The 26779-nt window shown below is 55.4% G+C and carries 23 protein-coding genes, 1 tRNA gene and 2 pseudogenes; 11 read left to right on the top strand and 15 right to left on the bottom strand.

Annotation, left to right across the window (positions count from 1 at the left end; translation table 11 throughout):
- Positions 1–12 precede the first annotated feature (12 nt).
- The gene (gene secG / locus ACP8MI_RS05670; protein ID WP_018119595.1) at positions 13–249 is read left to right on the top strand and encodes a preprotein translocase subunit SecG; all 237 of its coding nucleotides are present in this window, start codon (positions 13–15) and stop codon (positions 247–249) included.
- Positions 250–389: 140 nt separating this feature from the next.
- On the opposite strand, the gene pgl is transcribed toward secG, so the two are convergent.
- The 5 genes and pseudogenes from pgl to tkt form a co-directional block, all read right to left on the bottom strand.
- A complete protein-coding gene (pgl, locus tag ACP8MI_RS05665; protein ID WP_018119594.1) occupies positions 390–1112 on the bottom strand; it encodes a 6-phosphogluconolactonase in 723 nt (240 codons plus the stop codon).
- On the bottom strand, positions 1112–2017 hold the full coding sequence (locus tag ACP8MI_RS05660) for a glucose-6-phosphate dehydrogenase assembly protein OpcA (RefSeq protein ID WP_018119593.1): 906 nt from the start codon (positions 2015–2017) through the stop codon (positions 1112–1114). Before ACP8MI_RS05660 ends, pgl begins: the two co-directional genes overlap by 1 nt.
- 42 nt (positions 2018–2059) lie before the next feature.
- Complete coding sequence (gene zwf / locus ACP8MI_RS05655) at positions 2060–3586, bottom strand: glucose-6-phosphate dehydrogenase (protein ID WP_026167704.1); 1527 nt, start codon at positions 3584–3586, stop codon at positions 2060–2062.
- Between the two features lie 81 nt (positions 3587–3667).
- A pseudogene (tal, locus tag ACP8MI_RS05650) lies at positions 3668–4732 on the bottom strand (transaldolase); the annotation flags it as partial.
- 114 nt (positions 4733–4846) lie between these two features.
- Positions 4847–6940, bottom strand: a pseudogene (tkt, locus tag ACP8MI_RS05645) (transketolase); the annotation flags it as partial.
- Positions 6941–7228: 288 nt separating this feature from the next.
- Between tkt and ACP8MI_RS05640 the strand changes: the two are divergent.
- Positions 7229–8164 (top strand): heme o synthase, encoded by a 936-nt coding sequence (locus ACP8MI_RS05640; RefSeq protein ID WP_018119590.1) that lies wholly within the window; start codon positions 7229–7231, stop codon positions 8162–8164.
- A gap of 25 nt (positions 8165–8189) precedes the next feature.
- Here the strand turns inward: ACP8MI_RS05640 and ACP8MI_RS05635 are convergent, their stop codons facing one another.
- From ACP8MI_RS05635 to mptB, 5 genes are all read right to left on the bottom strand, one after another.
- Complete coding sequence (locus tag ACP8MI_RS05635) at positions 8190–9167, bottom strand: quinone oxidoreductase family protein (protein ID WP_018119589.1); 978 nt, start codon at positions 9165–9167, stop codon at positions 8190–8192.
- Between the two features lie 36 nt (positions 9168–9203).
- Positions 9204–10166, bottom strand: coding sequence for a COX15/CtaA family protein (locus ACP8MI_RS05630; RefSeq protein ID WP_051067287.1), 963 nt, complete (start codon positions 10164–10166; stop codon positions 9204–9206).
- A gap of 78 nt (positions 10167–10244) precedes the next feature.
- The gene (locus ACP8MI_RS05625) at positions 10245–11006 is read right to left on the bottom strand and encodes an ABC transporter permease (RefSeq protein ID WP_026167703.1); all 762 of its coding nucleotides are present in this window, start codon (positions 11004–11006) and stop codon (positions 10245–10247) included.
- Entirely contained in the window at positions 10999–11961 is a 963-nt protein-coding gene (locus ACP8MI_RS05620; protein WP_018119586.1) for an ABC transporter ATP-binding protein, read from the bottom strand. The genes ACP8MI_RS05625 and ACP8MI_RS05620 overlap by 8 nt, the downstream gene beginning before the upstream one ends.
- Positions 11958–13619, bottom strand: a complete 1662-nt coding sequence (mptB, locus tag ACP8MI_RS05615; protein WP_018119585.1) for a polyprenol phosphomannose-dependent alpha 1,6 mannosyltransferase MptB — start codon at positions 13617–13619, stop codon at positions 11958–11960. The genes ACP8MI_RS05620 and mptB overlap by 4 nt, the downstream gene beginning before the upstream one ends.
- A gap of 193 nt (positions 13620–13812) precedes the next feature.
- Between mptB and ACP8MI_RS05610 the strand changes: the two genes are divergently transcribed.
- From ACP8MI_RS05610 to ACP8MI_RS05580, 7 genes are all read left to right on the top strand, one after another.
- A complete protein-coding gene (locus tag ACP8MI_RS05610) occupies positions 13813–14598 on the top strand; it encodes a helix-turn-helix transcriptional regulator (protein WP_081604885.1) in 786 nt (261 codons plus the stop codon).
- The gene (sufB, locus tag ACP8MI_RS05605) at positions 14579–16021 is read left to right on the top strand and encodes a Fe-S cluster assembly protein SufB (RefSeq protein WP_018119583.1); all 1443 of its coding nucleotides are present in this window, start codon (positions 14579–14581) and stop codon (positions 16019–16021) included. The genes ACP8MI_RS05610 and sufB overlap by 20 nt, the downstream gene beginning before the upstream one ends.
- Before the next feature lies 1 nt (position 16022).
- Positions 16023–17189 carry a Fe-S cluster assembly protein SufD gene (sufD, locus tag ACP8MI_RS05600; RefSeq protein WP_018119582.1) on the top strand — a complete coding sequence of 389 codons (1167 nt, stop codon included), beginning with the start codon at positions 16023–16025 and terminating at the stop codon, positions 17187–17189.
- A gap of 77 nt (positions 17190–17266) precedes the next feature.
- Positions 17267–18022 (top strand): Fe-S cluster assembly ATPase SufC, encoded by a 756-nt coding sequence (gene sufC, locus ACP8MI_RS05595; protein WP_018119581.1) that lies wholly within the window; start codon positions 17267–17269, stop codon positions 18020–18022.
- Positions 18023–18093: 71 nt separating this feature from the next.
- Positions 18094–19335, top strand: coding sequence for a cysteine desulfurase (locus ACP8MI_RS05590; RefSeq protein ID WP_018119580.1), 1242 nt, complete (start codon positions 18094–18096; stop codon positions 19333–19335).
- A gap of 5 nt (positions 19336–19340) precedes the next feature.
- A complete protein-coding gene (gene sufU, locus ACP8MI_RS05585; protein WP_018119579.1) occupies positions 19341–19793 on the top strand; it encodes a Fe-S cluster assembly sulfur transfer protein SufU in 453 nt (150 codons plus the stop codon).
- Positions 19793–20227, top strand: a complete 435-nt coding sequence (locus tag ACP8MI_RS05580; RefSeq protein WP_018119578.1) for a metal-sulfur cluster assembly factor — start codon at positions 19793–19795, stop codon at positions 20225–20227. Before sufU ends, ACP8MI_RS05580 begins: the two co-directional genes overlap by 1 nt.
- Before the next feature lie 120 nt (positions 20228–20347).
- Here the strand turns inward: ACP8MI_RS05580 and ACP8MI_RS05575 are convergent, their stop codons facing one another.
- From ACP8MI_RS05575 to ACP8MI_RS05555, 5 genes are all read right to left on the bottom strand, one after another.
- The gene (locus ACP8MI_RS05575; RefSeq protein ID WP_018119577.1) at positions 20348–20956 is read right to left on the bottom strand and encodes a response regulator transcription factor; all 609 of its coding nucleotides are present in this window, start codon (positions 20954–20956) and stop codon (positions 20348–20350) included.
- Complete coding sequence (locus tag ACP8MI_RS05570; protein WP_018119576.1) at positions 20953–22080, bottom strand: sensor histidine kinase; 1128 nt, start codon at positions 22078–22080, stop codon at positions 20953–20955. The genes ACP8MI_RS05575 and ACP8MI_RS05570 overlap by 4 nt, the downstream gene beginning before the upstream one ends.
- The gene (locus ACP8MI_RS05565; protein ID WP_018119575.1) at positions 22081–22842 is read right to left on the bottom strand and encodes a hypothetical protein; all 762 of its coding nucleotides are present in this window, start codon (positions 22840–22842) and stop codon (positions 22081–22083) included.
- 4 nt (positions 22843–22846) lie between these two features.
- Positions 22847–23764 (bottom strand): ABC transporter ATP-binding protein, encoded by a 918-nt coding sequence (locus ACP8MI_RS05560; RefSeq protein WP_026167702.1) that lies wholly within the window; start codon positions 23762–23764, stop codon positions 22847–22849.
- Between the two features lie 293 nt (positions 23765–24057).
- Positions 24058–24131 (bottom strand) — tRNA-Pro (locus tag ACP8MI_RS05555).
- 130 nt (positions 24132–24261) lie between these two features.
- Here ACP8MI_RS05555 and ACP8MI_RS05550 point away from each other — a divergent pair.
- Both ACP8MI_RS05550 and ACP8MI_RS05545 read left to right on the top strand, forming a co-directional pair.
- On the top strand, positions 24262–25893 hold the full coding sequence (locus ACP8MI_RS05550; protein WP_018119566.1) for an ABC-F family ATP-binding cassette domain-containing protein: 1632 nt from the start codon (positions 24262–24264) through the stop codon (positions 25891–25893).
- A 101-nt stretch (positions 25894–25994) separates the two neighbouring features.
- Positions 25995–26729, top strand: a complete 735-nt coding sequence (locus ACP8MI_RS05545; RefSeq protein ID WP_284589501.1) for a DUF7168 domain-containing protein — start codon at positions 25995–25997, stop codon at positions 26727–26729.
- Positions 26730–26779: the final 50 nt, after the last annotated feature.

Genomic DNA, 26779 nt, shown 5'->3' with positions numbered 1-26779 from the left:
AGGAACACCTGAATGCAACTAGCGCTGCAGATCATCCTGCTGGTTACAGCAGTATTGATGACTATTTTCATCTTGCTCCATAAGGGCAAAGGTGGCGGTTTGTCGAGCCTGTTCGGTGGTGGCGTGCAGTCTAATTTGTCTGGTTCTACCGTGGTGGAAAAGAACCTGACCCGCTACACAATCGTCCTGGCGTTGATTTGGATTGCAGCGATCGTCGCGTTGAACTTGCTACAGGCTTATAACTTGTAGTTCGCTTAACTTGCACATCGTCATCGCACTAACGACGAACCCACCGGTTGGAATCATTTCCAGCCGGTGGGTTTTTCGCGTGTCGGTGCTTTCCCAGGATTCTAGTGCTTGTGCAGCGATGGGTAGTGCACAAGCATAAATTAGTGCGCGGGGATCACGTCACTAAACAAGAGAGTTTCGATACGTCCATGCACGAGTGTGGCTGGACATGACTTGTCCGGTTCCGCGGTGGAGAGCACCTGCGCGACTGCATCGGATTTATTTTCTCCCGCAGCCAGAAACCAAATCCGGTCAGAATGCGTCACCGCGCGAATACCCAAACTCAGCCGCTCTGCTGGGGGCTTAGGTGAGTCCGTCACCGCTATGACGGTTGCTTCGTTGTCGAGCCCCGCGTGGTGGGGAAACAACGAATTGATATGCCCATCGTCACCGATGCCTACGAGGTGGAGGTCAAAACCCGCGGGCGCAAAATCCGCTAGCACCGCGGCGTAGTCTCGGGCACGATCTGTAAGGTCATCGTTGCCAGCCAGGCCATAACCGTGAATATTGTCTTCGGGAATATTCAGCTGGTCAAGCAAGACACGGCGTGCCAGCCCTTCGTTGGATTCTGGATCGTCGACGGCCAGGTTGCGTTCATCCCCGAAAAAGATCCTGATACGGGACCAATCCAGCTCCGTACCTTTGCTAGCTAGAGCTTCGAGCACCGCGGCTCCTGAAGAGCCACCGGTCAACACCACGCGCACAGTGCCGTCGTCGTGTGCCCCACCTCCGGTTGCGTGAATTTCGGTGACTAAATCAACGAATCGCTGTGCCACCTTGTGCGCCATGTCCTGTTTGTCGGTTGCAGGAAAGACTGTGGTCATTATTGTCCTTTCACGTCGTTGGCTGCACGAAGGGCACGTGCGTATGTATCGTCTGGTTCCAGATGCCGCAATTCTTCAGATAGTCGTTCTGCCCAGCTACGGACGTTGAGCGCGACGAGGCTACGCGCAGCCCCTGGGACGTGGACGCTGACAGTGTGGTTATCAGCGCGGGAGATGCTCAGAGTTTCACCATCATCCATCGTTAAGTGCAGTGCATCGATAGCATGCGGTGAATCCTCATGGCTCACGGCCGTACGGGTTACAGGGATTCCTAAAGCGTCGGCAAGCCAGCCTGCTGCAATGGCGTGCTCGGGACCTTGATTCCCGATGATGGTCACTGAGTGCACGTCGTGGTGTGGGTAACGATCCAGAGCTGAGGCAACGATGCCACGCCACGCGGTGATCGCCGACCACGCGGTATCCGAGTCACCGGGCGCATAGTTGCGGGCTAGTTGCGAAAAGTCCTGGGCGCTTGTGATGCGACGTTGCGCGATCTTTCCTATTGGGTCCGCAGCTGGGTTATCAGGATGCACATTAGGCCACCACGCGACGATAGGTGTATCCGGCAGCAACAACGGGGTGACGATCGACGACGGGTGGTGTGCCATCGCGCCGTTGAGCGTCATGACGACGATCTCAGATGCCCCGGCTTCACCACCAACGCGCAGCTCAGCATCGAGGTAGGTGTCATCGTTAGAGTCAGCCGTCAACAAAATCAGTACCCGGGCCGGGTGCTCGTGCGATGCATCGCGGTTGGCGCGCAAGATGGCCTCAACGTCGTCACTCGCTGAAGCGATGATGATGAGCGTCAACACTCGGCCAGTGGTCAGCGTGTAATGCTCTTGCGCCAGATTAAGCTCGCGGGCAATATCGGTGGTGGTCGTATCCGTGAGGAAATGAATCATGGTTGCTAATTACTCCTTGTGCAGGTCAGTCACGGACACGGTCTACGGGCGCCGCCAGGCATGGCCGCGTCGTGCCAACATCGCATCAGCGCTGGCAGGCCCCCAGCTACCCGCGGGATAGCTTTCTGGTTGGTCTGCATGCTGCCAGTATTCCAGCATCGGGTCTAAAATCGCCCAGCTTAGTTCCACTTCTTTGTTCGTCGGGAACAAACTTGACTCGTCTAGCAGCGCATCGAGGATCAGGCGCTCGTAGGCGGCGGGGGATTCCTCGGTAAATGCCTCTGCGTAGGAGAAATCCATATTCACGTCGCGAACTTCCATACCAGAGCCGGGAACCTTGGATCCGAAGCGCATCAGCACGCCTTCATCCGGCTGCACACGGATAACCACGGTATTTTGTCCATGCTGGGCACCGTTTTTCGCAAAGGGTTGGTGGGGAGCGTGCTTGAAAACCAGCGCGATCTCGGTCACGCGGCGCCCCAAGCGTTTGCCAGTGCGCAGGTAGAACGGCACCCCAGCCCATCGACGTGAATTAATTTCCAGCGTGCAGGCTGCATAGGTTTCGGTGGTCGATTCGGGATCGAAGCCTTCTTCTTCACGCAGGCCTTGGACTTGTTGAGAGCCCTGCCAGCCCGCGGAATATTGCCCACGCGCGGTAGTATGCTCCAGCGGGGTGGCCAGCGAGGTTGCTTGCAGAATTTTCACCTTCTCAGCGCGCAGCGCATCGGGGGTGAACGAAATGGGTTCTTCCATCGCGACCAACGCCAAAAGCTGCAAGAGGTGGTTTTGCATGACATCGCGTGCAGCCCCAATACCATCGTAGTACCCGGCGCGCCCTCCGAGCCCGATGTCTTCGGCCATGGTGATTTGGACGTGGTCGATGTGGCGGGCATTCCAGATCGGCTCAAAAATCGAGTTGGCAAAACGCAGCGCCAGGATGTTTTGAACGGTCTCTTTGCCAAGGTAATGATCAATGCGATAGACCGAATCCTCAGGGAATACCTGGTTGACGATCTCGTTGAGCTCGCGAGCTGAGCTTTCGTCGTGGCCAAACGGTTTCTCAATGATCACCCGACGCCAAGCACCGGGCTCGGTGCTGACCATATTGGTGCGCTCGAGCTGGTGGCATACTTCGGAGAAAAAGCTGGGGGGAATGGACAGATAGTAAGCCCAGTTGCCAGCGGTACCGCGGTGTTGATCTACCTCAGCGATTCGTGCGGCGAGCTGGTCGAAACCGTCGTTATCAAAGCCCCCGGTGACAAATTCCATGCCGGCAGCCAGCTGGCGCCAGACATTTTCCCGGAACGGAGTGCGCGCTCCGTCTTGTACGGCGGCTTTGACGTAATCCACGAAATCGTCGTTGGACCACTCCCTGCGGCCAAAGCCAACCAGAACGAATGCTGAGGATAACAGGCCGCGGTTGGCCAAATCATAAATAGCTGGCAGGAGCTTCTTATAGGCCAAATCACCTGTGACTCCGAAAATCACCATGCCCGAAGGGCCGGCGATCCTCGGCAGTCGGGAATCGTGCGGATTGCGCAGGGGATTATGCCAAGGATTCGACGTCACAGGCGAATGGTCCTTTCTCAGCCCATAACCATGGGCGGTGTCATGCTATGGAAAGTTAGATGGGGAACTGGCAGGGGTACTTTAGCGCAAACGCTGCGACATAGATTCCAGCAGTTCTTCCCATGCCTTAACAAACTTGTCAATGCCTTCAAGCTCGAGTTTGGCATAGACCTCGGCGAAATCGATGCCTACGGATTCCAGCTGACTAAAGATTGCGCCAGCTTTGTCACCAGCACCAGTCAACGTGTCACCCTTGATAATACCGCTTTCGAGTACGGCCTCCAGCGTTGCTTCCGGCATAGTGTTTACGGTGTCCGGACCAGCCAGTTCCGTTACGTACATGTCGGCAGGATAGTGTGGGTTTTTGACACCAGTCGACGCCCACAGCGGCCGCTGTTTGTTGGCGCCTGGAATGTCAAAGTCCTGGAACTCATCAATAAACAGAGCGTATGCACGTCGAGCGTTAGCGATACCAGCCTGTCCGCGCAGGCTGCGTGCTTCATCCGTGCCAATCTCGTCGAGACGGTTATCGACTTCGGTATCGATCCGGGAAACGAAGAAAGACGCAACCGAGTGAATCTTGGACAGGTCATGGCCGTTGTCGCGGGCTTGTTTGATGCCTTCCTTATAGGCTTGGATGACCTCGCGGTAGCGCTCTACGGAGAAAATCAAGGTGACGTTGACAGAGATTCCTTCTGCTAGGGTCGCGGTGATCGCCGACAAGCCTTCTGGGGTGGCCGGAATCTTGATCATTGCGTTTTCGCGGCCGACTTTCTGCCACAGGCTGCGAGCTTGCTCCAAGGTCTTGTCAGTATCGGCAGAAATTCGCGGGTCAACCTCGATGGAGACGCGACCGTCGGCACCACCAGTGCGTTCATACACCGACGACAAAACGTCGCACGCATCTTGCACGTCGGCAATTGCTAATTCATAGACTGCTTCGTCGGCAGCTGGGTTCTTCTGTGCTAGCTCCGCGATATCAGCGTCGTAAGAATCACCTTTACTCATCGCAGCAGAAAAAATTGATGGGTTCGTGGTCACACCCAAAACCGATTTGGTTTCAATGAGTTCCTTGAGGTTGCCGGAAGTAATGCGCTCGCGGGAGAGATCATCCAGCCAAGTAGCGGTGCCGACCGCGGCTAGTTCCGCGAGTGCAGAATCGGCGTCTGCAGAATCCACGGCATGTGCTGGGGCCAGCGATTCAGAAGCGGTGCCGGAGGTGGTTTTTTCACCCCACCCAGAAACCTTCGAGGCGGCCGGTGCTTGATCCAGAGCCTTCTTCGCCTCAGCGACCACATTGTCGACGCTAAAGCCGAATTTTTCGAAGAGTTCTTCCGCCGGGGCAGAAGCTCCGTAGTGCTCCAAAGAAACTTGGCGTCCATAAGGTGCGGTGTATTTGTGCCATGGCATCGCCAGACCAGCTTCGATGGAGACGCGTGCAGGAACTTCGCGTGGCAATACCGATTCCCGGTAAGCCTCATCCTGTTGCTCAAACCATTCCAGACACGGAGCCGATACCACTCGCGTTGGGGTTCCTTCGGCTTCCAAGCGCTGTGCTGCAGCTACTGCCAGGTGCACCTCGGAGCCGGTCGCAATCAGGATCAATTCTGGCGAGGCGGAGGCTTCCACCAAGACATAAGCGCCCTTGGCGACGCCCTCTGCGGCTTTTTCGGCGGTGCCGTCCAATACTGGAACATTCTGTCGGGTTAACGCCAGCCCCTTGGGGCCTTTCTCCTTCCGCATTGCGGCAACCCACGCTTGGGTAGTTTCGTTGGCATCGGCAGGGCGGATTACCGACAAGTTCGGGATCGCACGCAACGCAGCCAGGGTTTCCACGGGTTGGTGGGTTGGGCCATCTTCGCCCAGGCCGATGGAGTCGTGTGTCCATACGTAATAGGTGTCAGTGCCCATCAACGCGCCCAGACGTACAGCTGGGTACATGTATTCCGAGAAAATCAAGAACGTGCCGCCGTACACGCGAGTGTGTCCGTGCAACGCGATGCCGTTCATGATTGCGGCCATTCCGTGTTCACGGATACCGAAGTGCAAGTTACGTCCCTGCAAGGGATCGGCCTGCCACATATCCGTCGAAATCGACTGTGGACCGAACGACGGTGCGCCCTTGATTACCGTGTTGTTAGAGCCGGCAAGGTCTGCCGATCCGCCCCATAGTTCCGGCAGCTGGGCAGCTAATACCTGGATGGCTTCCGCCGACGCCTTTCGGGTGGCAATGCCTTTGGCATCAGGTTCCCAGACTGGCATATTCTCGCCGAAGTTCTCCGGTAGCTCGTAGGCCGTCATGCGGTCGAATAGCTGTTTGCGCTCAGGGTTTTTTTCTGCCCACGCATCGAAACGCCTCTGCCATGCCTGTTGTGCTTCGGTGCCGCGGTTGACCAGCTCACGCGTGTGTGACAACACCTTGTCATCGACATGGAAATGTTGATCCGGATCAAAACCGAGGAACTTCTTTGTCGCACGGATTTCTTCTTCTCCGAGTGCGGCACCGTGCGATGCGCCCGTGTTCATAGCGTTGGGTGCGGGGTAAGCGATAACAGTTTGTACGCGAATAAAGGTCGGCCGTGACGTGTCTTGTTTCGCAAGCTTGATTGCTTGTTCCAAGGCGGCGACGTCTTCGCCGGAACCTACTTCGAGAACTTGCCAACCGTAAGCTTCGTAGCGCTTAGCGACGGACTCCGAGAATGCAATATCGGTGTCATCTTCAATGGAGATGTTGTTGTCGTCCCAGAAGACAATCAAGTTTCCGAGCTGTTGCGTACCCGCCAGTGAGCACGCTTCGGCGGTTACACCCTCCTGTACGTCGCCATCCGAGCAAATGGTGTAGACGTAATGATCGAATGGGGATTCACCGGCAGGTGCGTCCGGGTCAAATAGACCACGTTCTTTGCGGGCAGCCATAGCCATGCCCACCGATGACGCCAAGCCTTGTCCCAATGGGCCAGTCGTGATTTCGACGCCAGCAGTGTGGCCGTATTCTGGGTGCCCTGGAGTCAATGAACCCCAGGTGCGCAGCTTCTGCAAATCCTCGAGTTCCAAGCCGAAACCACCAAGGAAAAGCTGAATATATTGCGTCAGGGATGAGTGGCCCACGGAAAGTACAAAACGGTCACGCCCAGCCCACTGTGGATCGGCAGGGTTGTGGTTGAGCACACGCTGGTAGAGCGTATAAGCCAAAGGCGCGAGAGACATGGCGGTGCCAGGGTGGCCAGAACCGCAGTTCTGCACGGCATCGGCGGCTAATAAACGCACGGTATCTACTGCGCGGGTATCGGTCTCGCTCCAGTCACTTGGGTAGCGACGTACGGTCTTAGCTTTTAATTTGGGGGACAGTGACACAGCAGGTTCCTCGCATCAATCTGTTTACAACGGTGATGGCTTATCACGGTGACGTTCTATCACTGTGACGACGATGGTCTGCCCATAGTCTAAAGGTAGCTGTCTAAGTTTGCGTACTTGCATGCGATTATGAGCGACACCCGAGGATGCGTGTAGGCTATGGTGGTTCGAGACAGTGAGTTCTTATCCGCCGAAAGTAGGTGGGAACTTTCCGCCCTTTGTAAACGACTATCTCTTAAGGCGCCCGATTGCTAGCAATAATGGGCGTGGAGAGAATTAATTGGCACGTTGTTGGAGGATTTTTCCTTGGGGAAGATCAAGGCATATTTCGCATTAACCAAGCCGCGGATCATTGAACTGCTCTTGGTGGCCGCGCTTCCTGCCATATTGCAAGCAGAACGCGGCACGGAAGCGATAGCCAATAACTTCGGCTTGATCATCCTCACATTATTGGGTGGCTGGATGGGTGCTTCTGCCGCGCACACCTTCAACATGGTCGCTGACTATGAACTCGACCAAAAAATGAAGCGCACCCGCGGCAGGCCGTTGGTGAACGACGCCGTGTCGAAACGCGAAGCCGCGGTATTTGGCTCAGTGTTGCTGATTATCTCTGTGCTGTGGTTGGGCCTACTCGCACATTCCTGGCTTGCCGCGCTGTTCGTGATTCTGACCAACGTGCATTACATCCTGGTCTATACCAAGTTTCTTAAGCGTCGTACTTCGCAAAACATCGTGTGGGGTGGCCTTGCTGGATGTATGCCAGTCATGGTTGGTTGGGCTGTCATCACCGATAATGCGCCTGCGGGCGAGCCTGCACAGTGGTGGCAAGCAATCGCGTTGTTTTTGATTATCTTCTTCTGGACGCCACCACACACATGGGCTCTGGCCATGAAGTACAAGGATGATTACAAGCGAGCGGGTATTCCAATGTTGCCCGTCGTCGCCAAGGAATCCGAAGTTACCCGCCAGATTCTGCTGTACTCAGTCGCCATGGTTATTACCTCTTTTGTGCTGATCCCAGCTGCGTCGTGGATCTATCTCGTCGGTGCTGTCAGCACGGCGGCGGTGTTCTTATACATGGCCAATCGTTTACACCAAGGCGTGAAAAAAGGCGCCAAGGTGCAACCCATGGCGCTGTTCATCTGGTCAAATAATTATTTGGCGATTTTATTCCTCACCTTGTCCGTCGATGCTGTTATCGGCTGGACACCGTTCATGGCTTAAGGCCTAGCACCACTAGCAACGCTGCTTAGGCGTATTCGTCTTCCTGCACGCGCAAGACGATGGAGCCGGTAGTTTTGCGGTCTTGTAGGTCACGGTGGGCTTGGGCAGCGTCTTCCAGGGCATAGGAGTTGCTGACCCGAAACCGCAAGTCTCCGTCGACGACAGCCTGTACGACGGCTTGGGCGCGCATTTGGAATTCACCTTCGCGGCTCGTCCAACCGGCCACGGATGGTCGCGTAAGAAAGATGGAGCCCTTTTGGTTGAGGACTTGCGGGTCAATGGGATCCACCGGGCCAGACGCAGCACCGAACAAGCAGACGACACCGCGCTCGCGGACCATATCGAGCGATTGCGCAAAAGTATCCTTGCCGACGCCGTCATACACCACATCAACACCACGACCGTCTGTGAGGTCGCGAACCTGTTCAACTAGGTCCGGCCCATAGCGGAGAACACGGGTTGCCCCGGCGTCATACGATAGCTGTTCTTTTTCTGCGGATGAGACCACTGTGTAGACAGTGGCACCAGCTGCCGCTGCGAGCTGGGTGGCTACCAAGCCAACCCCGCCTGCACCAGCGGTGATGACACAGCTATCGCCTTCACCAAGTTCGTAGACTCCGTGGGTTAAATAATGCGCGGTGATGCCCTGCAGCAGCATGGAAGCGGCAGTTGGTAGGTCAAAATCATTAGGTACTGCCACCACCTTGTCACGATCTACACAGACTTGTTCTGCGTAGGATCCGAATGCGGTGTTCCAGGCGACCATGGTGCCCTGAGCGATTTCGCCTTGTGGATCATGGCGGACCCGCCCGACGCCTTCAAATCCGGGAGTAAACGGTGGTTCGGCGTCGTAAATGCCCTCGCGATAATAGGTATCGATGTAGTTCACACCAGCGACGAGGACATCGACGAGGATTTGTCCGTCGGATGGTTCAGGTGCTGCAACCTCAGCGAGCTGAAGGACTTCCGGCCCGCCGGTTTGTTCAATCTGTATTGCCTTCATGGTTACCGAGGTTACAGACTGCGGCAGCGTCGTGAGTTAGTTGGTCTGGAGTTGCCGATCCTCTGACCGCTGAATGTCATAGTGCGGTCGGGCGTAGCCCCGAGCCCAGAGAACAGCGGTAAACGCCACGACCACTGAGCTCATCGCAATGTGGAACGGCACGGTCCACCGGGGGACGCCGAGGTAAAACTGTGCGACGCCAATTGCCCACTGGATGATGATGACTACGACTAGCACCCACGCGGTGCGTTTGGCTCGCTGTGGAGCTTTTTGTTTGTACAACTGCCACAGCACCAGCAGAGTAAGCAGCAAGTAGGCGTACATGCATACCGCGTGCACGACTGCTAGAACTTCGGTATCGAGCTCTAAACGGCCTTCCATTCCAGCATCTGCATCACCAGAATGTGGTCCGGAACCGGTAACCATCGTGCCGGTCATCAACACGACTGCCAAGGCGATGGCGCCCGCGAGTGCGAATCGACGCGTATGCGCACCAAAGACCCGGTGTGGTGCTTGCTGGTCGTCTTCTGGGATCCGCGCGTACAGCAGTGCGGCGATCCACACGAGTGCCATCGAAGGCAAGAAGTGCAATGCGACGAACCACCAGTGCAGGTCCATATGCACAGAGATGCCGCCGATCACAGCTTGCACGCCGATGCCGATGATTGAGAGTGTGCCGTAGACGACGAGTTCGCGGCGTCGGCCAGCTTTCATGACGACTACGAGTACGGCGATGGCGGCTGCGGCAACGACGAAGGTCAGTAGGCGATTACCGAATTCGATGAGTTGATGCACCCACGGCTGTGCGCCAGCGACGGGCACGAGGGAGCCTTCGTGGCAATTCGGCCAAGTATCACAGCCTAGCCCGGAGCCTGTGACCCGAACGATCGAGCCAGATACCGTAATTCCGGCTTGCGAAATAAGCAGGATTAGGGCGAGCCGTCGCTGCCATTTCAGGCTTTGGTGTGTCTGCTGATTTACGCTACTCACATCGCTCATCCTACTCTGCACAAACTCGGGTTCCGAACGCTTACGCGGCGAGTAGCCTGAGGGATTGCCCACAGCAGGTTCGAAGTTTTAGGAGAACCTGAATTTCTTACTTGCTAACCCTGCTGCACCTAATCCCCAGGCTAAGATCACGGCCAATTCGGTGATGGGGATGGTGCCGCGCAAACTTTCCGTTAGCCCCGAGGCCACAGCGACCGACGGCACTATCGTCCATGCTCCGTTACTGGACAGGCCTTGCGAATACAGCACCCAGCCGACAACGCCGAGCAACACAAGCCAGAAGAAATTCCCCAAGCCCAGAACTTTTTCGGCCGCGAGAGTACCGCCCAATAAGAGCCCAAAAGCAGTAAAGCTGGCAGCGGATAGCAGCAGTACTACGGCCGACAGGAGGTATGCGACGATACCGGTACTAAAACCGAGCGCTGCTGCTGCAATAGCCAGCAGGATCGCTTGCAACAAGGTGACGATGGCGATCGCGGCGATCTTGCCGACGATTATTGCCCGACGGGGGACACCGGAAGCTCCCAAGCGCTTTAAGGCACCATAGCGGCGGTCAAAGGCTACCGCGATGGCTTGTCCGGTAAAACCAGAACCCATGGCAGCCACGGCTAGGACCATAGGAAAAATTTCATCAATGCCGCGGTCTTCGCCTAATACCGGTACCACAGAAGCCCCGATTAAAATGGCGAGTGGAACAACAATATTCAAAAGTAACTGTTCGCCGTGGCGCATAATCAGCGCAGTTTCCATTCGCGTTTGTGCGGCGGCGATTCTGGCGAATGAGGCCGGGTTCGGCGCTGGACGGAAAGTGTCGGTACTAAAACTATGCACTGTGATCAACGTTTTCGGTTACTGCTAGGAAGACATCTTCTAGGCTACGGGCAGTGACATTACATTCGCGCAATAAGATATTGTGCTCGGCCAAGGTGGCGGTCAGCTGAGCGAGCAGCTTTGGGGTAGGGGCTGAGTGTAAGCGATAGCGGTGGTGTCCGACTGCAGTCACCGTCCACTCGGCGGGGAAGAGATCGTCGGCAAGCTCAACGTCGGTAGCAAACGTCAGACTTTCCCCCGCGGTTTGTGTGAGTAGCTCGTGCGGCGTGCCCGCAACCTGCAACTTCCCGTGGTTGATGATGTAGACATAGTCGGACAATTTTTCGGCTTCATCAAGCAAATGGGTGGTGAGTACCACGGTCACGCCGTCACGACGCAGGGCCTCGATGAGCTCCCAGGTTAACCTACGCGCTTGGGCATCCATTCCAGCAGTTGGTTCATCGAGAAAGATTAATTCTGGTCGGGGTAGCAGCGCCAGGGCAAGCGAAAGACGCTGCTGTTGGCCGCCGGATAAACGCCGATACGTCGTAGAGCGGTGCTGGGAAAGTCCGACGATATCGATGAGCCATTCCGGATCATGTGGGTTTTTATAGTATTTAGCGGCAAGGGTGAGTTGTTCGGCCACGGTGGCGCCAGAATATCCGCCGCCGCCTTGCAGCATCATGCCGATGCGTTGGCGCACCTTATCCGGTTGCGTTGCGGGATCCATTCCCAACACGGAGATCTGGCCGGAAGTGGGTTGCGTGAAGCCTTCGCACATTTCGATGGTGGTGGTTTTTCCCGCTCCATTGGGGCCAAGCAAAGAAACAATGCACCCGCGTGGAACTGTCAGACTTAGTTCATCGACTGCGATTGTGTCACCGAATTTCTTGCTGACGTTGTCGATTACCACGGCGGGCGCGTTGTTCGCGTCGGATCCATCGGAGCCATCGAAAGTTGTATGCACGGTCTTCATTCTAGGGCAGATGCTTTGCGATGCCGAAGCAGGTAATGAATAACCCAGAAAACAGCACAAAGCACCAGGGCAGTAAGCAATGCTTGGAGGTAAATGCCGGTGACAACCTCCGGTGGCAACGCCATTCCTCGGGGTAGAGTCAGAAAACTGACGATCACACAGTAGATGGTGACCAACAGGTGGAATACGGCACGATTTGCCCATGCAGCCAGTGGCACGATCGCCCACAGTAGGTACCAGGGGTGTACCACCGGGAAAAAGATCACCAACACTAACGTCGCCATGCCCAGACCACCTACTGGGTGGATAGCACCGCGAAATGTGGCAAACAGCATGCGGAGCAGGAATACTCCAGAAACCACCACACCTAAAGTTCGAGTGAGTACCAGGATGGATTCTGTGTGATCTCCTAGGCCCAAAAGCGTGCCGACGAAACCGCTAATGACCCCTAATGCCGTTGTCAGAGACAGCCAACTGCGGATTGTGGCCGCACCGCCTTGTGCACTGATCCAACCAAGATCGATGCCAGTAAGAAGCGTGACGACGATGATGCTGGCGGTAAGAATAAGAAAGTAGAAAGAAGCTGCAACCACGACAGCCAATCCGCGCCGCATTCCGAAACCGACCAGCCACCGTGCTAGAGCCATACCCACAAAACCTAAGGCAATAAAGCCAGTAACCTTGACCATCCCGGCGCATGAGATGAAAAATCCGCTGGCGCACAGTAATCCCCAGCGTTGAAACGCGTGCGGATGGTCCATTCCACGTAACGCTAATTCAATTCCGACAAGCAAAAACCCTAATAAAATTGCTTCATTGTGGATGCCGCCCAAAAGATGCAGCATCACCACTGGGTTGAGCACGCCAAGCCACAGTGCGCTTTCCGGCGCGAGTCCGCAGCGTCGCGAAAGTTTGGCTAATCCCCAGGCCATTGCGGTAATTCCAAGAAGTGAGATGATGCGGTGCGCCAGCACGCCGAATACAATGCCGTCTCCGGTGAGCTGACTAATAGCACCGGCAATACCCAATGCGACTGGGCCATATGGCGACGGTGATTGTGCCCAGATGAAAGGAACCGAGCGAGCCAAAGGGTGTTCTGTGCCAAGAAGTTCGACCGGCCCAGCCTCGTACGGACTCATGCCTTGCGCAACAATCGAGCCATTTGCCAGATAAGAGTAGATATCTTGCGTAAATAGCGGTGCAGTAAACAGCAACGGCAACGACCACGCAACGAGCGTGAGTTTTAATTCGCGAGTCGTGATGGTCAGCCGCTGCTGGTGACCAAACCTGAGGCTGATTCCAACGAACCGCGCCATGCCGAGCCAGGCAACGACGAGTATGCCGATGCCGAGCATGACTAATGCCGAGGAGGTTTGCAGCATACGGGCCATGATCGAACCCAAGGGGAAATCCGAATATGGGTTATTGACGACTGGTAGCGCTCCTGCCCCCAAGCCGCCGAGGCCAATAAGCAGCGTGGCAACGGTGCCTAGCCACTGCCAGGAATGAAAAATGCGGGATTCGCGGATGGTCGGCGTATCGCGTTCGGGTGGCGCTACGTTGTCATCGTGCAATTGCGCAGAGCGTGAACCAGCAGTGCCTACCCGCGGGGCAACCGCGCGAATAGAAGGCCATGGGTTGAGCGTGCGCAAATTCACGAAGATTCATTTTAGTCATACTGGTGTGCCTTCTGGTGAGCACCGGTGGGACCGAATGAATACATCTCACTCGTTGTGTGTGCGTTTTTGATGTTCGGATGGCCCACTGTGGCCCCAGCTGGACACTGCACGTCATTTAAGGAACACTAGTGTTGTCAAATGATTTACCGCCGATGAAGGGTAAAGGAGGTGCATGAGGGTGACTCAGTCCAATAAACACACCGAAGGTGGAAGTGGCTCCAGCACGGCTGCTGGGGTTTCCGGAAAAGAAACACGAACCACTGAAGGCGAGACTCGTCGCCAAGTAATGCACTTGTTACTCACGCTTGGGCCTGTGACGGCCAGTACGCTCGGTGATCATCTCGGCCTCTCGGCCGCGGGTGTGCGCAGGCACCTGGACATTTTGGTAGAAGATGGGCTGACTGAAACCGTGCAGCGTCGTCCGCAGGGACAATCGCGCGGTCGACCAGCGAAGCATTTCCGCCTGACAGATCGGGGACGTGCGTATTTCGGACACTCCTACGATTGTCTGGCATCCGATGCTCTCGATGCACTGCGTGAAGCAGGGGGCTCCGATGCCGTTCGTGCGTTCGCGCGACAGCGTGTTCGAAAACTTCTCGATACAATAACACCGGCGTCATCTCTTGCCGACGCCGACGAGGAGGTTGATGAACAAGCAGTTGAACACACTGCCCAGCAACTGGCAGACGTGTTGAATGCACACGGCTACGTGTCGACGGTGCGCCCGTCAGAATCCGGCATTCAGGTGTGCCAACACCATTGCCCGATCGCACACGTGGCAGCAGAGCATCCCGAATTATGCGAAGCCGAGCATGAGGTCATTACCTCGCTTCTCAGCCAACATGTGCAACCTTTGGCTACCATCGCGGAAGGCCACGGGATCTGCACCACAAATATTCCCTTGACGCAAGCACATACCATCACGAAAGGAGCTGGTCATGACTCAGGCACAATCTAAGCCAGAGACACCGCAGATGACCGATGATGAGATTATCGATTCGATCGGTGCTTATGAATACGGCTGGCATGACTCTGACACCGCGGGCGCCTCTGCGCAACGCGGAATTAGCGAAGACGTTGTCCGCGATATCTCCCGCCGGAAAAACGAGCCAGAGTGGATGCTCGAAGCTCGTTTGAAGGCTTATCGCATTTTCGATAAGAAGCCGATGCCAACTTGGGGTGCTGACCTCTCTGACATCGACTTCGATCAGATTAAGTACTACGTTTCTTCCACTGAAGGCCAGGCTGCTTCCTGGGAGGACTTGCCGGAAGATATTAAGTCCACCTATGACAAGTTGGGCATTCCAGAGGCAGAGAAACAGCGCCTTGTTGCTGGCGTCGCAGCCCAGTACGAATCTGAGGTTGTCTACCACCAGATCCGTGAGGACCTGGAGGAAAAGGGCGTTATCTTCGTGGACACTGATACTGGCCTGCGTGAGTACGAAGATATCTTTAAAGAGTACTTTGGCTCGGTTATCCCAGCCGGTGACAATAAGTTCTCTGCGTTGAACACTTCCGTGTGGTCAGGTGGCTCCTTTATTTACGTACCAAAGGGTGTCCACGTCGATATTCCGCTGCAGGCATATTTTCGTATCAACACGGAAAACATGGGCCAGTTTGAGCGCACCCTGATCATCGTTGACGAAGGCGCGTACGTCCACTATGTCGAAGGTTGCACCGCACCGATTTACAAGTCGGATTCGCTGCACTCGGCTGTCGTCGAAATCGTCGTGAAGAAGAACGCCCGTTGCCGTTACACGACCATCCAGAACTGGTCGCAAAACGTCTACAACCTGGTGACCAAGCGTGCGAAGGCCGAAGAAGGCGCCACCATGGAATGGGTCGATGGCAATATCGGATCCAAGGTCACCATGAAATACCCCGCAGTGTGGATGACCGGTGAAGGCGCCAAGGGCGAAGTGCTGTCCGTAGCATTCGCTGGCGAGAACCAGTTCCAGGACACCGGCGCCAAGATGGTGCACATGGCACCACGTACCTCGTCCAACGTCGTTTCGAAGTCCGTTGCCCGTGCTGGCGGTCGTGCTTCGTACCGCGGTTTGGTGCAGGTCAACAAGAATGCCAAGCACTCGACGTCGAATATTGAGTGCGACGCGTTGCTGGTTGATTCGATCTCGCGCACGGACACTTACCCGTACAACGACATTCGAAACGAGTACGTGACTCTCGGCCATGAAGCTACGGTGTCGCAGGTTTCTGAAGAGCAGTTGTTCTACCTGATGTCGCGCGGTATCGCGGAAGAAGAAGCGATGGCAATGATCGTGCGTGGCTTCGTTGAGCCGATTGCCAAGGAACTGCCGATGGAATACGCACTCGAATTGAACCGTCTGATCGAACTACAAATGGAAGGATCCGTGGGCTAAATTGGTTAATTCCAACGAATTCAACACCACGAAAGCAGCAACGAAGGGCGACCAGTTCACGTCGTTCAACGTGGATGACTTCCAGGTGCCTAGCGGGCGCGATGAGGTATGGCGTTATATTTCGTTGCGTAGCCTCCGTGGCCTGCATGATGGCACTTTTTCGGATGTGGTGGAACAGAAGATTTCTGTTAGTGAGCAGCCGGGTGTTTCCAGCGAAAAGGTAAACCCAGACGATTCCCGCCTGGGGCGCGCTGGCGCACCTGCCGACCGTGTCGCTGCGCAGGCTTGGACATCGATGCCTTCCGGTCAAGTTGTCACCATTGACGGTGATAAACAGTATGAGGACGCGGTAGTCATCACCATTACCGGTGCCGGCGAAGACGTCACCTCATTCGGTGCCACGTCCGTCGAAGTAGGTAAGCACGCAGAAGTCACCATTGTGCTGAACTACCAGGGCTCCGGCACCCACGCTGACAACGTCGAGTTCGTCATCGGCGATGGGGCCAACGTCAACGTTGTTGTGGATGCCGACTGGGAAGACGACGCTGTACATCTGTCGCACCAGATTGCTTCGCTCGGCCGCGATGCCACACTGCGCCACAATGCAGCTATTTTTGGTGGAGAAATTGTCCGCATGGTTCCTCGCGTAAGCTTCACTGCGCCAGGAGGCGACGCTGAGCTGCTGGGTGTCTATTACGCGTCGGAAGGGCAGTACTTCGAAAACCGTTTGTTGATGGATCACTCGCAGCCGTCCTGCCGTTCCAACGTCATGTACAAGGGCGCTATCCAAGGCGCACCGGGCTCTTCCAAGCCGGATGCCCGCTCTTGCTGGGTTGGCGATATTCTGATCCGATCCAACGCCGAGAACACCGACACCTACGAAGTCAACCGCAACCTGCTGTTGACCGACGGTGCTCGTGCTGACGCAATTCCTAACTTGGAAATCGAAACTGGTGAAATCGCCGGGGCTGGCCACGCTGCTACTGTGGGCCGTTTTGATGACGAGCAGGTGTACTACTTGATGTCGCGCGGTATCCCAGAAGGCGAAGCCCGCCGTTTGATCATCCGTGGCTTCTTCCTGGAGATCATCAACCGCATCCCTGTGCAGAGCCTGCGTGAAGATTTGGCGAAGCGAGTCGACGACGAACTCGCGACCATTTCGGCATAACAGACGAATCGACATTGCTAGGTGTGGGCAGACCACGCGCTAGCTACGCACGACCACAACCACGGAAAGAGTGAGCTATGTCTACCTTGGAAATTAAGAACCTGCACGCTCAGGTATTGCCTTCAGACGAGACCGCAGAACCAAAACCAATCCTCAAAGGTGTGAATCTGACCATTAAGTCTGGTGAGACCCACGCCATCATGGGCCCAAACGGCTCGGGTAAGTCCACGTTGGCTTATGCATTGTCTGGCCACCCACGCTACGAAATCACCGAGGGTGAGGTTTTGCTCGATGGTGAGAACATTCTAGAAATGGAAGTAGACGAGCGCGCTCAGGCCGGTTTGTTCCTGGCCATGCAGTACCCAACTGAGGTTCCTGGCGTTTCTTCCTCCAACTTCATGCGTTCGGCTGTGTCTGCTGTTCGTGGCGAGGCTCCAAAGCTGCGTGAATGGGTTAAGGAAGTTAACGAGGCGCGTGAAGCTTTGTCCATCGACAAGTCTTTCGGTGAGCGTTCCGTCAACGAGGGATTCTCCGGCGGTGAGAAAAAGCGCCACGAGGTTTTGCAGTTGGGGCTGCTGAAACCAAAGTTTGCCATCATGGACGAGACCGACTCTGGCCTGGACGTCGACGCCCTGCGCATTGTCTCTGACGGCATCAACCGTTACCAGGAAGAGACCAACGGTGGCATCATGATGATCACCCACTACAAGCGCATTTTGAACTACGTCAACCCTGACTACGTCCACGTGTTTGCCAAGGGACGGATCGTCGAAACTGGCGGTGCTGACTTGGCTGACACGCTCGAGGCCAGCGGCTACGACCAGTTCATGTAAAGCACACGCTGCACGTAATCTACGGCTGGCCACCTACGAGCTGATACGAAGAAACTAGGTTTTAACACACGATGTCTACTCTGGATACCACCGCTATCCGCGCACAATTTCCCATTTTGTCGCGCACGGTTCGTGGCGATAACCCACTGATTTACTTGGACTCTGGGGCCACCTCCCAGCGCCCTGAATCGGTGTGGGAAGCAGAAAAGGAATTCGTGCTGAATTCTTTTGCGCCGGTGCACCGGGGAGCGTACCAATTGGCGGAGGAAGCCACCGATGCCTACGAGGATGCTCGTGAGGCCATCGCCAATTTCGTCGGTGTAGACGGTGCTGACATCGCGTTCACGAAGAACGCGACAGAGGCATTGAACCTGGTTGCATTCACATTGGCTGATCCCCGCTCCGAGGACCTGTACGTCGGCGAAGGCGATACCGTGGTAATCAGCGAGCTGGAACACCACGCTAACTTGGTTCCGTGGCAGGAGTTGTGTGAGAAAACTGGTGCCACTCTCAAGTGGTATCGGACCACGGACGACGGCCGTATTGACTTGGATTCTCTTGAGCTCGATGAATCCGTGAAAGTCGTTGCGGTCACCCACCAGTCCAACGTCACTGGTGCGGTTGTCGACGTTCACGAAGTTGTCCGGCGCGCCCGTGCGGTCGGAGCATTGGTGGTCTTGGACGCCTGCCAGTCAGTGCCGCACATGCCCGTGGATTTCCGTGCTTTGGATGTAGATTTTGCCGCGTTCTCGGGCCACAAAATGTGCGGCCCTTCTGGGGTTGGCGTCTTGTACGGTAAACCAGACCTGTTGGCAAAGTTACCCCCATTTTTGACCGGTGGTTCCATGATTGAAGTGGTCAAGATGGAAAAGACCACATTCGCGGAGCCACCACAGCGGTTTGAGGCCGGAACCCAGATGACCAGCCAAGTCGTTGGTTTAGGGGCAGCCGTCAAGTTCTTACAAGAAATCGGGATGGACGAAATCCACGCGCACGAGCAAGAACTGACTAAATACTGCTTGGAAAAACTCTCTGCCATTCCCGGAGTTCACATTGCAGGCCCGCTGGATACAGAAAACCGGGGCGGGGCAGTATCGTTTGTGGTGGACGGCGTACACCCGCATGATTTAGGTCAGGTACTGGATGATCGCGGGGTGTGCGTGCGAGTAGGTCATCATTGCGCGTGGCCGGCGCACCGCAGCTTGGGAATGCAGTCCACTGCGCGTGCAAGTTTTTACTTGTATAACACCACCGAAGAAATCGATGCGCTTGCCGACGGCATCGTGCATGCTCAAGAATTTTTTGGAGTCTGATCTAGATGAATCTCGAATCGATGTATCAGGAAGTGATTCTAGATCACTATAAAAACCCGCAACACCGGGGATTACGTGAGCCGTATCAGGCTGAAGTCCACCACGTGAACCCATCGTGTGGCGATGAACTCACGCTGCGGGTGCAGTTGTCCGATGACGGGCAGACCGTCGAGGACGTGTCGTACGACGCTGTCGGATGCTCAATCTCGCAAGCGTCGACCTCCGTGATGGCGGAAGAGATCATCGGTATGTCTCGTGATCGCGCGATGGAAAAGCTCGCTGAGTTTGAGCGGATGATCACCTCGCGAGGCAAAGCCGAAGGAGACGAAGACATCATCGGAGATGGAGTCGCGTTTTCTGGTGTCTCGAAGTACCCAGCCCGCGTGAAGTGCGCTCTGTTGGGTTGGAAAGCGTTCCAATCCGCGACCGCGGATGCGCTGAATGAATTGGAGAAATAATGTCTGAGAATACTCAAACACAATCTTCTGATCAGCCGGTTGATCCGTACCAGAATGAGAATTCCTCATTTGATGGTGCACGCGAAAAACCAGAACAGACAGAAGAACAACTGAGCTTGGCGTATGACTGCGAAGAATTTCTTCGCGACGTCATTGACCCGGAGCTGGGCATCAACGTTGTTGATCTGGGCTTGGTATATGACCTTTGGATTGAAGAAAAGGACGAAAAGACACGTTGCGTCATTAACATGACGCTGACGTCGCCAGCCTGCCCATTGACCGATGTCATCGCTGAACAGGCTGAGCAAGCCGTAGTAGCTAACACCAAGTGTGATGAGCTCGAGCTTAACTGGGTATGGATGCCGCCATGGGGCCCACAGATGATCACAGACGAAGGTCGTGAACAATTGCGTGCTCTTGGCTTCGCAGTATAGCCGCCGCGCTCAGCTACTGGTCTGATCAGCAGAAGCATTCGACGCCCCGTTGCTAGTTCTACTAGTGGCGGGGTGTCGAACTGTATACCCCATTATGTCGGGCACTGATCAATCCAATTTTTAGATCCAGCCGTTCTTCTTCGCCAGGTATGCCGCTTCGTAACGGTTACCCGCTCCCGTTTTCGCCATGATGCTGGAAATATGGTTACGCACGGTTCCCGGTGAGAGGAACAGTTTTTTACCTATAGCGGCCGAACTTTTGCCCTCGAATAGCTGTTGGCATACCTCAATTTCGCGCTTGCTCAGGGGATTATCGGGCGTCAATAAACTTTCTTGTGCAAGCGTTGGGTCTATCACGCGCATGCCGGCCTGGACCCGGCGGATAGCGTCGGCAAGCTGTTCTGGTGGGGTGTCCTTGACGACGAACCCACCCACCCCGACTTCCATTGCACGTTTGACGTACCCGGCTCTGCCGAAAGTTGTGACGATTATGCAACGGCAGGACTCGCCAGAAAGCTCCGCTGCTGCATCCAACCCGTTGAGCCCAGGCATTTCGATATCTAACAGGGCTACATCAATCGATTTTTCCCGCACGAGGCGCACAGCCTCTGTGCCAGTGGAGCATTCGGCCACAACCTCGATATCTGATTCCGCGTTTACCAGCGCGACCAGCGCGCCGCGTACCAGCGATTGGTCTTCGGCGATTAGTACTCGGATCGGTGGGGTCATGGGGTAGATTCCTCTGTCACAGCGCCGTTATCGATCAGTGTGTTGTCATCGCTCATGGAAACTAGCACGGTGCTAAGTCCCTCTTTGCGTTGTATGATCAGCCGTCCGCCGGCGGCTTCAATTCTGTCGCGTAAGCCTGACAGCCCGCCCTTCGTATGCGTCCACTGGCATTGAAAACCACAGCCGTTATCTTTTACCTGCAGCTTAGTGTTTGTGATACTTATCCAGCACTCAGTCGCTCCCGAATGTCGTAGCACGTTCGTCGTGAGCTCTCGTAGAGCCCAGGAAAACACCGAATCGTGAGCGCTCGGTGTCGTTAACGGCTCGGGTAGGTGCGCAGTAATTTCTTTAGTTTCCAAAGCCCGGCGTGCTGCTTGCAGTTCGCCAGCGAAGGTGGGGGTGCGCATGCGGGTCACGGTGGAGCGAACTTCGGCTAGCCCCGTGCGCGATAGCTCGCTGATCTCGTTCAGTTCCTGCCGTGCCTGCTCAGGATTAGAATCGATAGCTCGTCGTGCGACCTCGGATTTCAAGTTGATAACCGTCAGGGAGTGCCCTAACAGGTCGTGGACGTCGGTGGCGATATCTTCGCGTTGCTGCGCTAGATCTAGCTTGTGTCGAAGTTCGTCGCGAGATTCTTCGTATTGGATAAATGCGCCCAACACCACCAGCACCAACGGTATGCCGAAAAGGAATACGGCGGGCCAGATCGGGTTTTGCGGTGCCCAGAGCCACACTGCCGAGGCACCGATTACTCCGGTCGCGACTACGATGGGCAGGGATTTCTTCAGCGGCAAGGTGAAACCCAACATCGCGGCCAGAAATGGGGCGAAATTCGCTACTCCTATGCTGATCACCGGTGCGGTGGTCAGGGCAATTGCAAGCAGAACGCTCCATCGGAGAAGCACTCGCGGCTGCCGATCCCAACCTCGCGGAAAATAATCCAGCGAGCCAAAGGCGAAGCTATAGAAGGCAGCAAAAGACCCCACGCAGACGGTGACCCATGCCTTGTCCCCGGTACTGAGCTGTGGAGCGGTATACACCCACACCATGAGTGGTGCCAAAAATAGGAGCGATACCGAAGCAGAGATGAAGTCAGTTCGTCGAAAACTGTCACTACGGTTCATTTAGTTGCGCTCCTTGTCGCGGTTGCGCATCAACAGGCAGAAAGTCACGAATACGGCCGTCCATATCGTGATGTTAGCCCAGGAGTACCACATAGGATCAAAGATCACGCCCGTTGCCTGTAGCTGTGCACCTTCGGCCAGAGGCCAGCGCACCAGTGTGACTGCACCGTACATTGGGGTAAATCGAGCGATTTGCAGCAGGGTGCCGCTGAGGCCGATGAACACGTTTCCCGCGAAGGCAAGGATCACGATGGAGGCCGTGGCGATCGCCACTGTGTTTTCTTTCGGAACCACCAAGACCCAAGCTAAGCCGTAAAATCCGAAGGGAATGGCACAGATAACACAAGCGAAGAAACTTATTGCCCACTGAATTGCTTGCAAGTGTGCGTTGGTGAAAGCGCCGGCGATGAATACCGCTGCGATAGGAAGCACCGCACGCACCGTGATGCTGAGTGTATTAGCGAAAGCGAGTTGCCAACTACGCAGTGGAGTAAGAGCCAATTGCCGCCCCCAGCCACTGCGATCATCAGTGAGCGCCGAACCAGCCGCACCGACCGCTCCAACGACGCCCGCGTACAAAGCCATGGCCAGCATGACAAAGGCGGAGACGTTTCCGCCATTCATTTCCTGAGCGCCGTAGGACTGAGATGCGCCAAAAACGAGATAAAAGAAGACCGGCAAAACAACGCTGAAAAACAAGGTGGTCATGTCCCGGCGCAGTCGCAGCAATTCCTGGCCGGTGAATTTTAGTGTAGTGCTCATGGGGTTAGATTTCCTGGTTTTGGTTTGTCAGCTCAAGGAACATGTTTTCTAGGCTGGGATTGGTGATGCTGAGATTGCGGGCATCAGTTTCCGATAACAGGTAGCGGGCCAGAGCATCAGAGTCCTGACTCACCAGACGCAGATGATGGCCATGAATTTCATTAGCAGTCACGCCCGGTATGTCCGCGAGTTCCGGGATTTCGCCTGGGAACTCAGCGGTGACGATGCGCTCAGAGCTCATATTCTGCAGCTCATAGGTGGTGCCGTCGGCGATGATTTCGCCTTCGTGCATCAGTACGATGCGCTCGGCGAACTCCTCAGCTTCTTTCAGGTAATGGGTGGCGAAGATGATCGTGCGGCCCTGTTCAGACTGGCGCCTCATCGATTGCCAAAACTGGCTGCGCGCGCCTGCGTCCATTCCCGCGGTGGGCTCGTCCAGGATGAGGATGTCCGGGTTACCCAGAATGGCCAATGCGAAGCGTATGCGTTGTTGCTCACCGCCGGAGCATTTGCCGACGCGGCGGGTGTAGATTGGCTCCAGGTTGGCTTGCTTGACAACGTCGTCCAGCGGTAGGTGACGGGGGAAGGTAGCGGCGATCATCTTTACAGTGTCCTGCACCGTCATTTCGTGCAGTAACCCACCGGTTTGCATTAGCGCACCGATGTTCTGCCTATAAATTGCGAGTTTGGGGGAGTTGTTCAGGACTTCGACGGTTCCGGCCGTCGGTCTGCTAAGCCCTAAGATGAGGTCCACTAAGGTAGTCTTGCCTGCTCCGTTAGTTCCGAGCAACGCGATGATCTCACCACGTTGGACGGAAAGGTCCACGTTCTTTAATGCGTGCACCGGTGAACGAGAGTGTGCGTTGAAGGTTTTACTCACTCCCGAAACTTCAATGGCTTGTGTTTGCTGCATTGCTTTCATACGGACAACGCTAATGAACTGGGGATTCGTGACCGTATGGAAATCGTCATGAAATCACCCATGATATTTGTCATGGGGGTACAAAACGTCCGCACTTCCAAGTCTCTATTTATTACGAACCAATGAGCAGCTGGACACTAGCGTGCCTTATCAAACCAGAATCACACCTATCGGCAGAGAGCTTTGGTGGATTCCGGAAGGGGTGCCGGGAATGGAATAGTGAGTATGTCTCGCCCAGAACAGGGAAGAAGCGATTAAGGCTAACCTGAAACATTGCCCTGCCAGGGCTTTTGTCGGACTGACAGGATTTGAACCTGCGACCCCCACACCCCCAGTGTGGTGCGCTACCAAACTGCGCTACAGCCCGTTGCTGCCCAGGAATTCAATCAGGGCTCTGCAGTAACGTTTTCACTATAGCGTTTACTCGATATATCGCGCCAAACTTCCAGCTCACTACGGTTATTAATAAACCGTGGCGACTGCTAAACTGGCTGGTCGTGATTGTTAGCCAAGACCTCGAAGTCCGCGCCGGTGCCCGTACCTTATTGCATGCTCCTGGCCAGCATCTTCGGGTGCAGCCGGGGGATCGCATCGGATTGATCGGCCGCAATGGTGCGGGAAAAACCACCACTATGCGCATTCTTTCTGGCGAAACCCAACCCTATGCTGGTGAAGTACGCATTTCCGGTGATATCGGCTACCTTCCGCAGGATTCTCGTGAGGGAAACATAGAACAAACTGCTCGCGACCGCGTCCTGTCAGCGCGTGGTCTCGATGAGCTGCGTAAGTCCTTGGATAAGCAACAGCAGATCATGGAAACCACCTTGGATGATGACAAGCGAGACAAAGCCATCACCAAGTTCTCCAAATTGGAGGAGCGATACCACAGCCTTGGTGGTTATGAAGCGGATTCGGAAGCAGCCACGATCTGCGACAACTTAGGGCTCGAACAACGAATTTTGGATCAGCCACTCAAGACTTTGTCGGGTGGTCAGCGTCGTCGTGTAGAGCTGGCACAGATTTTGTTTGCTGCCACCAGCGGGGCAGGAAAGTCACAAACCACGTTGTTGCTCGATGAGCCAACCAACCACTTGGATGCTGACTCCATTTCCTGGTTGCGTTCGTTTTTGGCGAAGCACGAAGGCGGCTTGGTTATGATTAGTCACGACGTTGAGCTGCTTCGCGACGTCTGCAACAAAGTGTGGTTTTTGGATGCCGTGCGCGCGGAAGCCGATGTGTACAACATGGGCTATGAGAAATACCTCGACGCGCGTGCCACCGATGAAGCACGTCGTCGACGCGAGCGGGCGAATGCCGAAAAGAAAGCGTCGGCGCTGCAAAAGCAGGCGGCGAAATTGGGTGCCAAAGCCACGAAAGCGGCTGCTGCGAAACAAATGCTTGCTCGTGCAGAGCGAATGATGGGCAATCTGGATGAGGTCCGTCAAGATGATAAGGTCGCATCCATTAAGTTCCCGGAGCCGGCTCCGTGCGGCAAGACCCCAATGCATGCGACGGGACTGACCAAAATGTATGGTTCGTTGGAAGTTTTCGCTGGTGTCGATCTGGCTATCGATAAAGGCTCCCGCGTCGTCGTTCTTGGGTACAACGGCGCCGGTAAAACTACATTATTGAAATTGCTTGCTGGCGAGGAACGCACCGACGGCGAAGGCGGAATCGTCACCGGCCATGGCTTGCGCATTGGCTATTTCGCCCAAGAACATGACACCATCGATCCTGATCGGACAGTCTGGGAAAACACAATTTCTGCCTGCCCTGACGCCCATGAACAGGAGCTTCGCAGTCTGCTTGGTGCGTTCATGTTCTCGGGTGACAAACTGGAACAACCCGCAGGTACACTTTCCGGCGGTGAGAAAACGCGTTTATCGCTTGCTACCTTAGTTTCTTCCCGGGCGAATGTTTTGTTGTTGGATGAGCCCACCAACAACCTAGATCCGATATCGCGGGAACAGGTATTGGATGCTTTGGCGACTTATACTGGTGCCGTCGTCTTGGTTACCCACGACCCTGGCGCGGTGAAAGCACTGGAACCGGAGCGGGTCATCATCATGCCAGACGGTGATGAAGATATGTGGAGTGATGAGTATATGGAGATCGTGGAATTGGCTTAAGCTTGCACAACCGCGCGGGATATGTGCGTGATTTTGTGGTCATGGAACCACAGCCTGCTGCGCACAGTCTATTGGGATAGGACACGAGAAAGGACTATCCATTGAGCCTCGATAAATATCGGAACCGCATTAAGAACTTGCTCGACCGTGCTGCTGCCTGCGAAGGCACACCGGAAGGCGATTTGTGCCGGGTGAAAGCTTTTGAGCTGGCGGCAAAATACGCCTTAGATCCCGATGATGTGCGCAAGCAAGCAGATGCGGACTCGGCAGGACAGACCGCGTGGGAATGGGAATTAACCGGTAGCTATAAGCCGCAGCAGCGAGAACTGCTTGCACATATCGCTAATGCCCTGCATTGCCGGGTCCTTTATGAGCGTAGCGGCACCGGGCGGCACAACTCTTTCGGGTTAGTTTTTGGTGTGCCCCGGCATCTCGAGAGGGTAAAAATGCTCTTTCCAATGCTTAACTTGCATATGGCTGCGGGGTCAACAAAATACGCTGCGCATCACGGTGCGCGCGATGCCGCGCATACGAAACGCTTGAAAACGTCCTGGATGATGGGGTTTTCAAGCAGCGTCTTTGATTTGCTTGAGCAGGCTGACCAGGACACCGCGTCCCAAGTCGGCCAGGGAGCAGAGGTCGCCTTGCTTGATGACGCCAGCGCTGCAGAAAAACTCATGCAAGACTATGTCCACGAGGCGGGTTTGGTACTGCGAAACGGCCGACAGAATTCGCGGACAATAGACCCAGAAGCAATGCACGCCGGTAGTGAAGAAGGTCGCCGCGTCGACCTCGGCAACTCCCGGCTTCCACAACGCAAGGAACTGTCTGCATAGTTGGCTAGTTCTGCGGTGACGCAAGGGCCTGCCAATCTGACAGGCCCGAT

The organism is Corynebacterium sp. LaCa_70 (assembly GCF_058182015.1).
The sequence above is the reverse complement of the archived record's forward strand: the minus strand, read 5'-3'. Positions and strand labels throughout refer to the sequence as shown.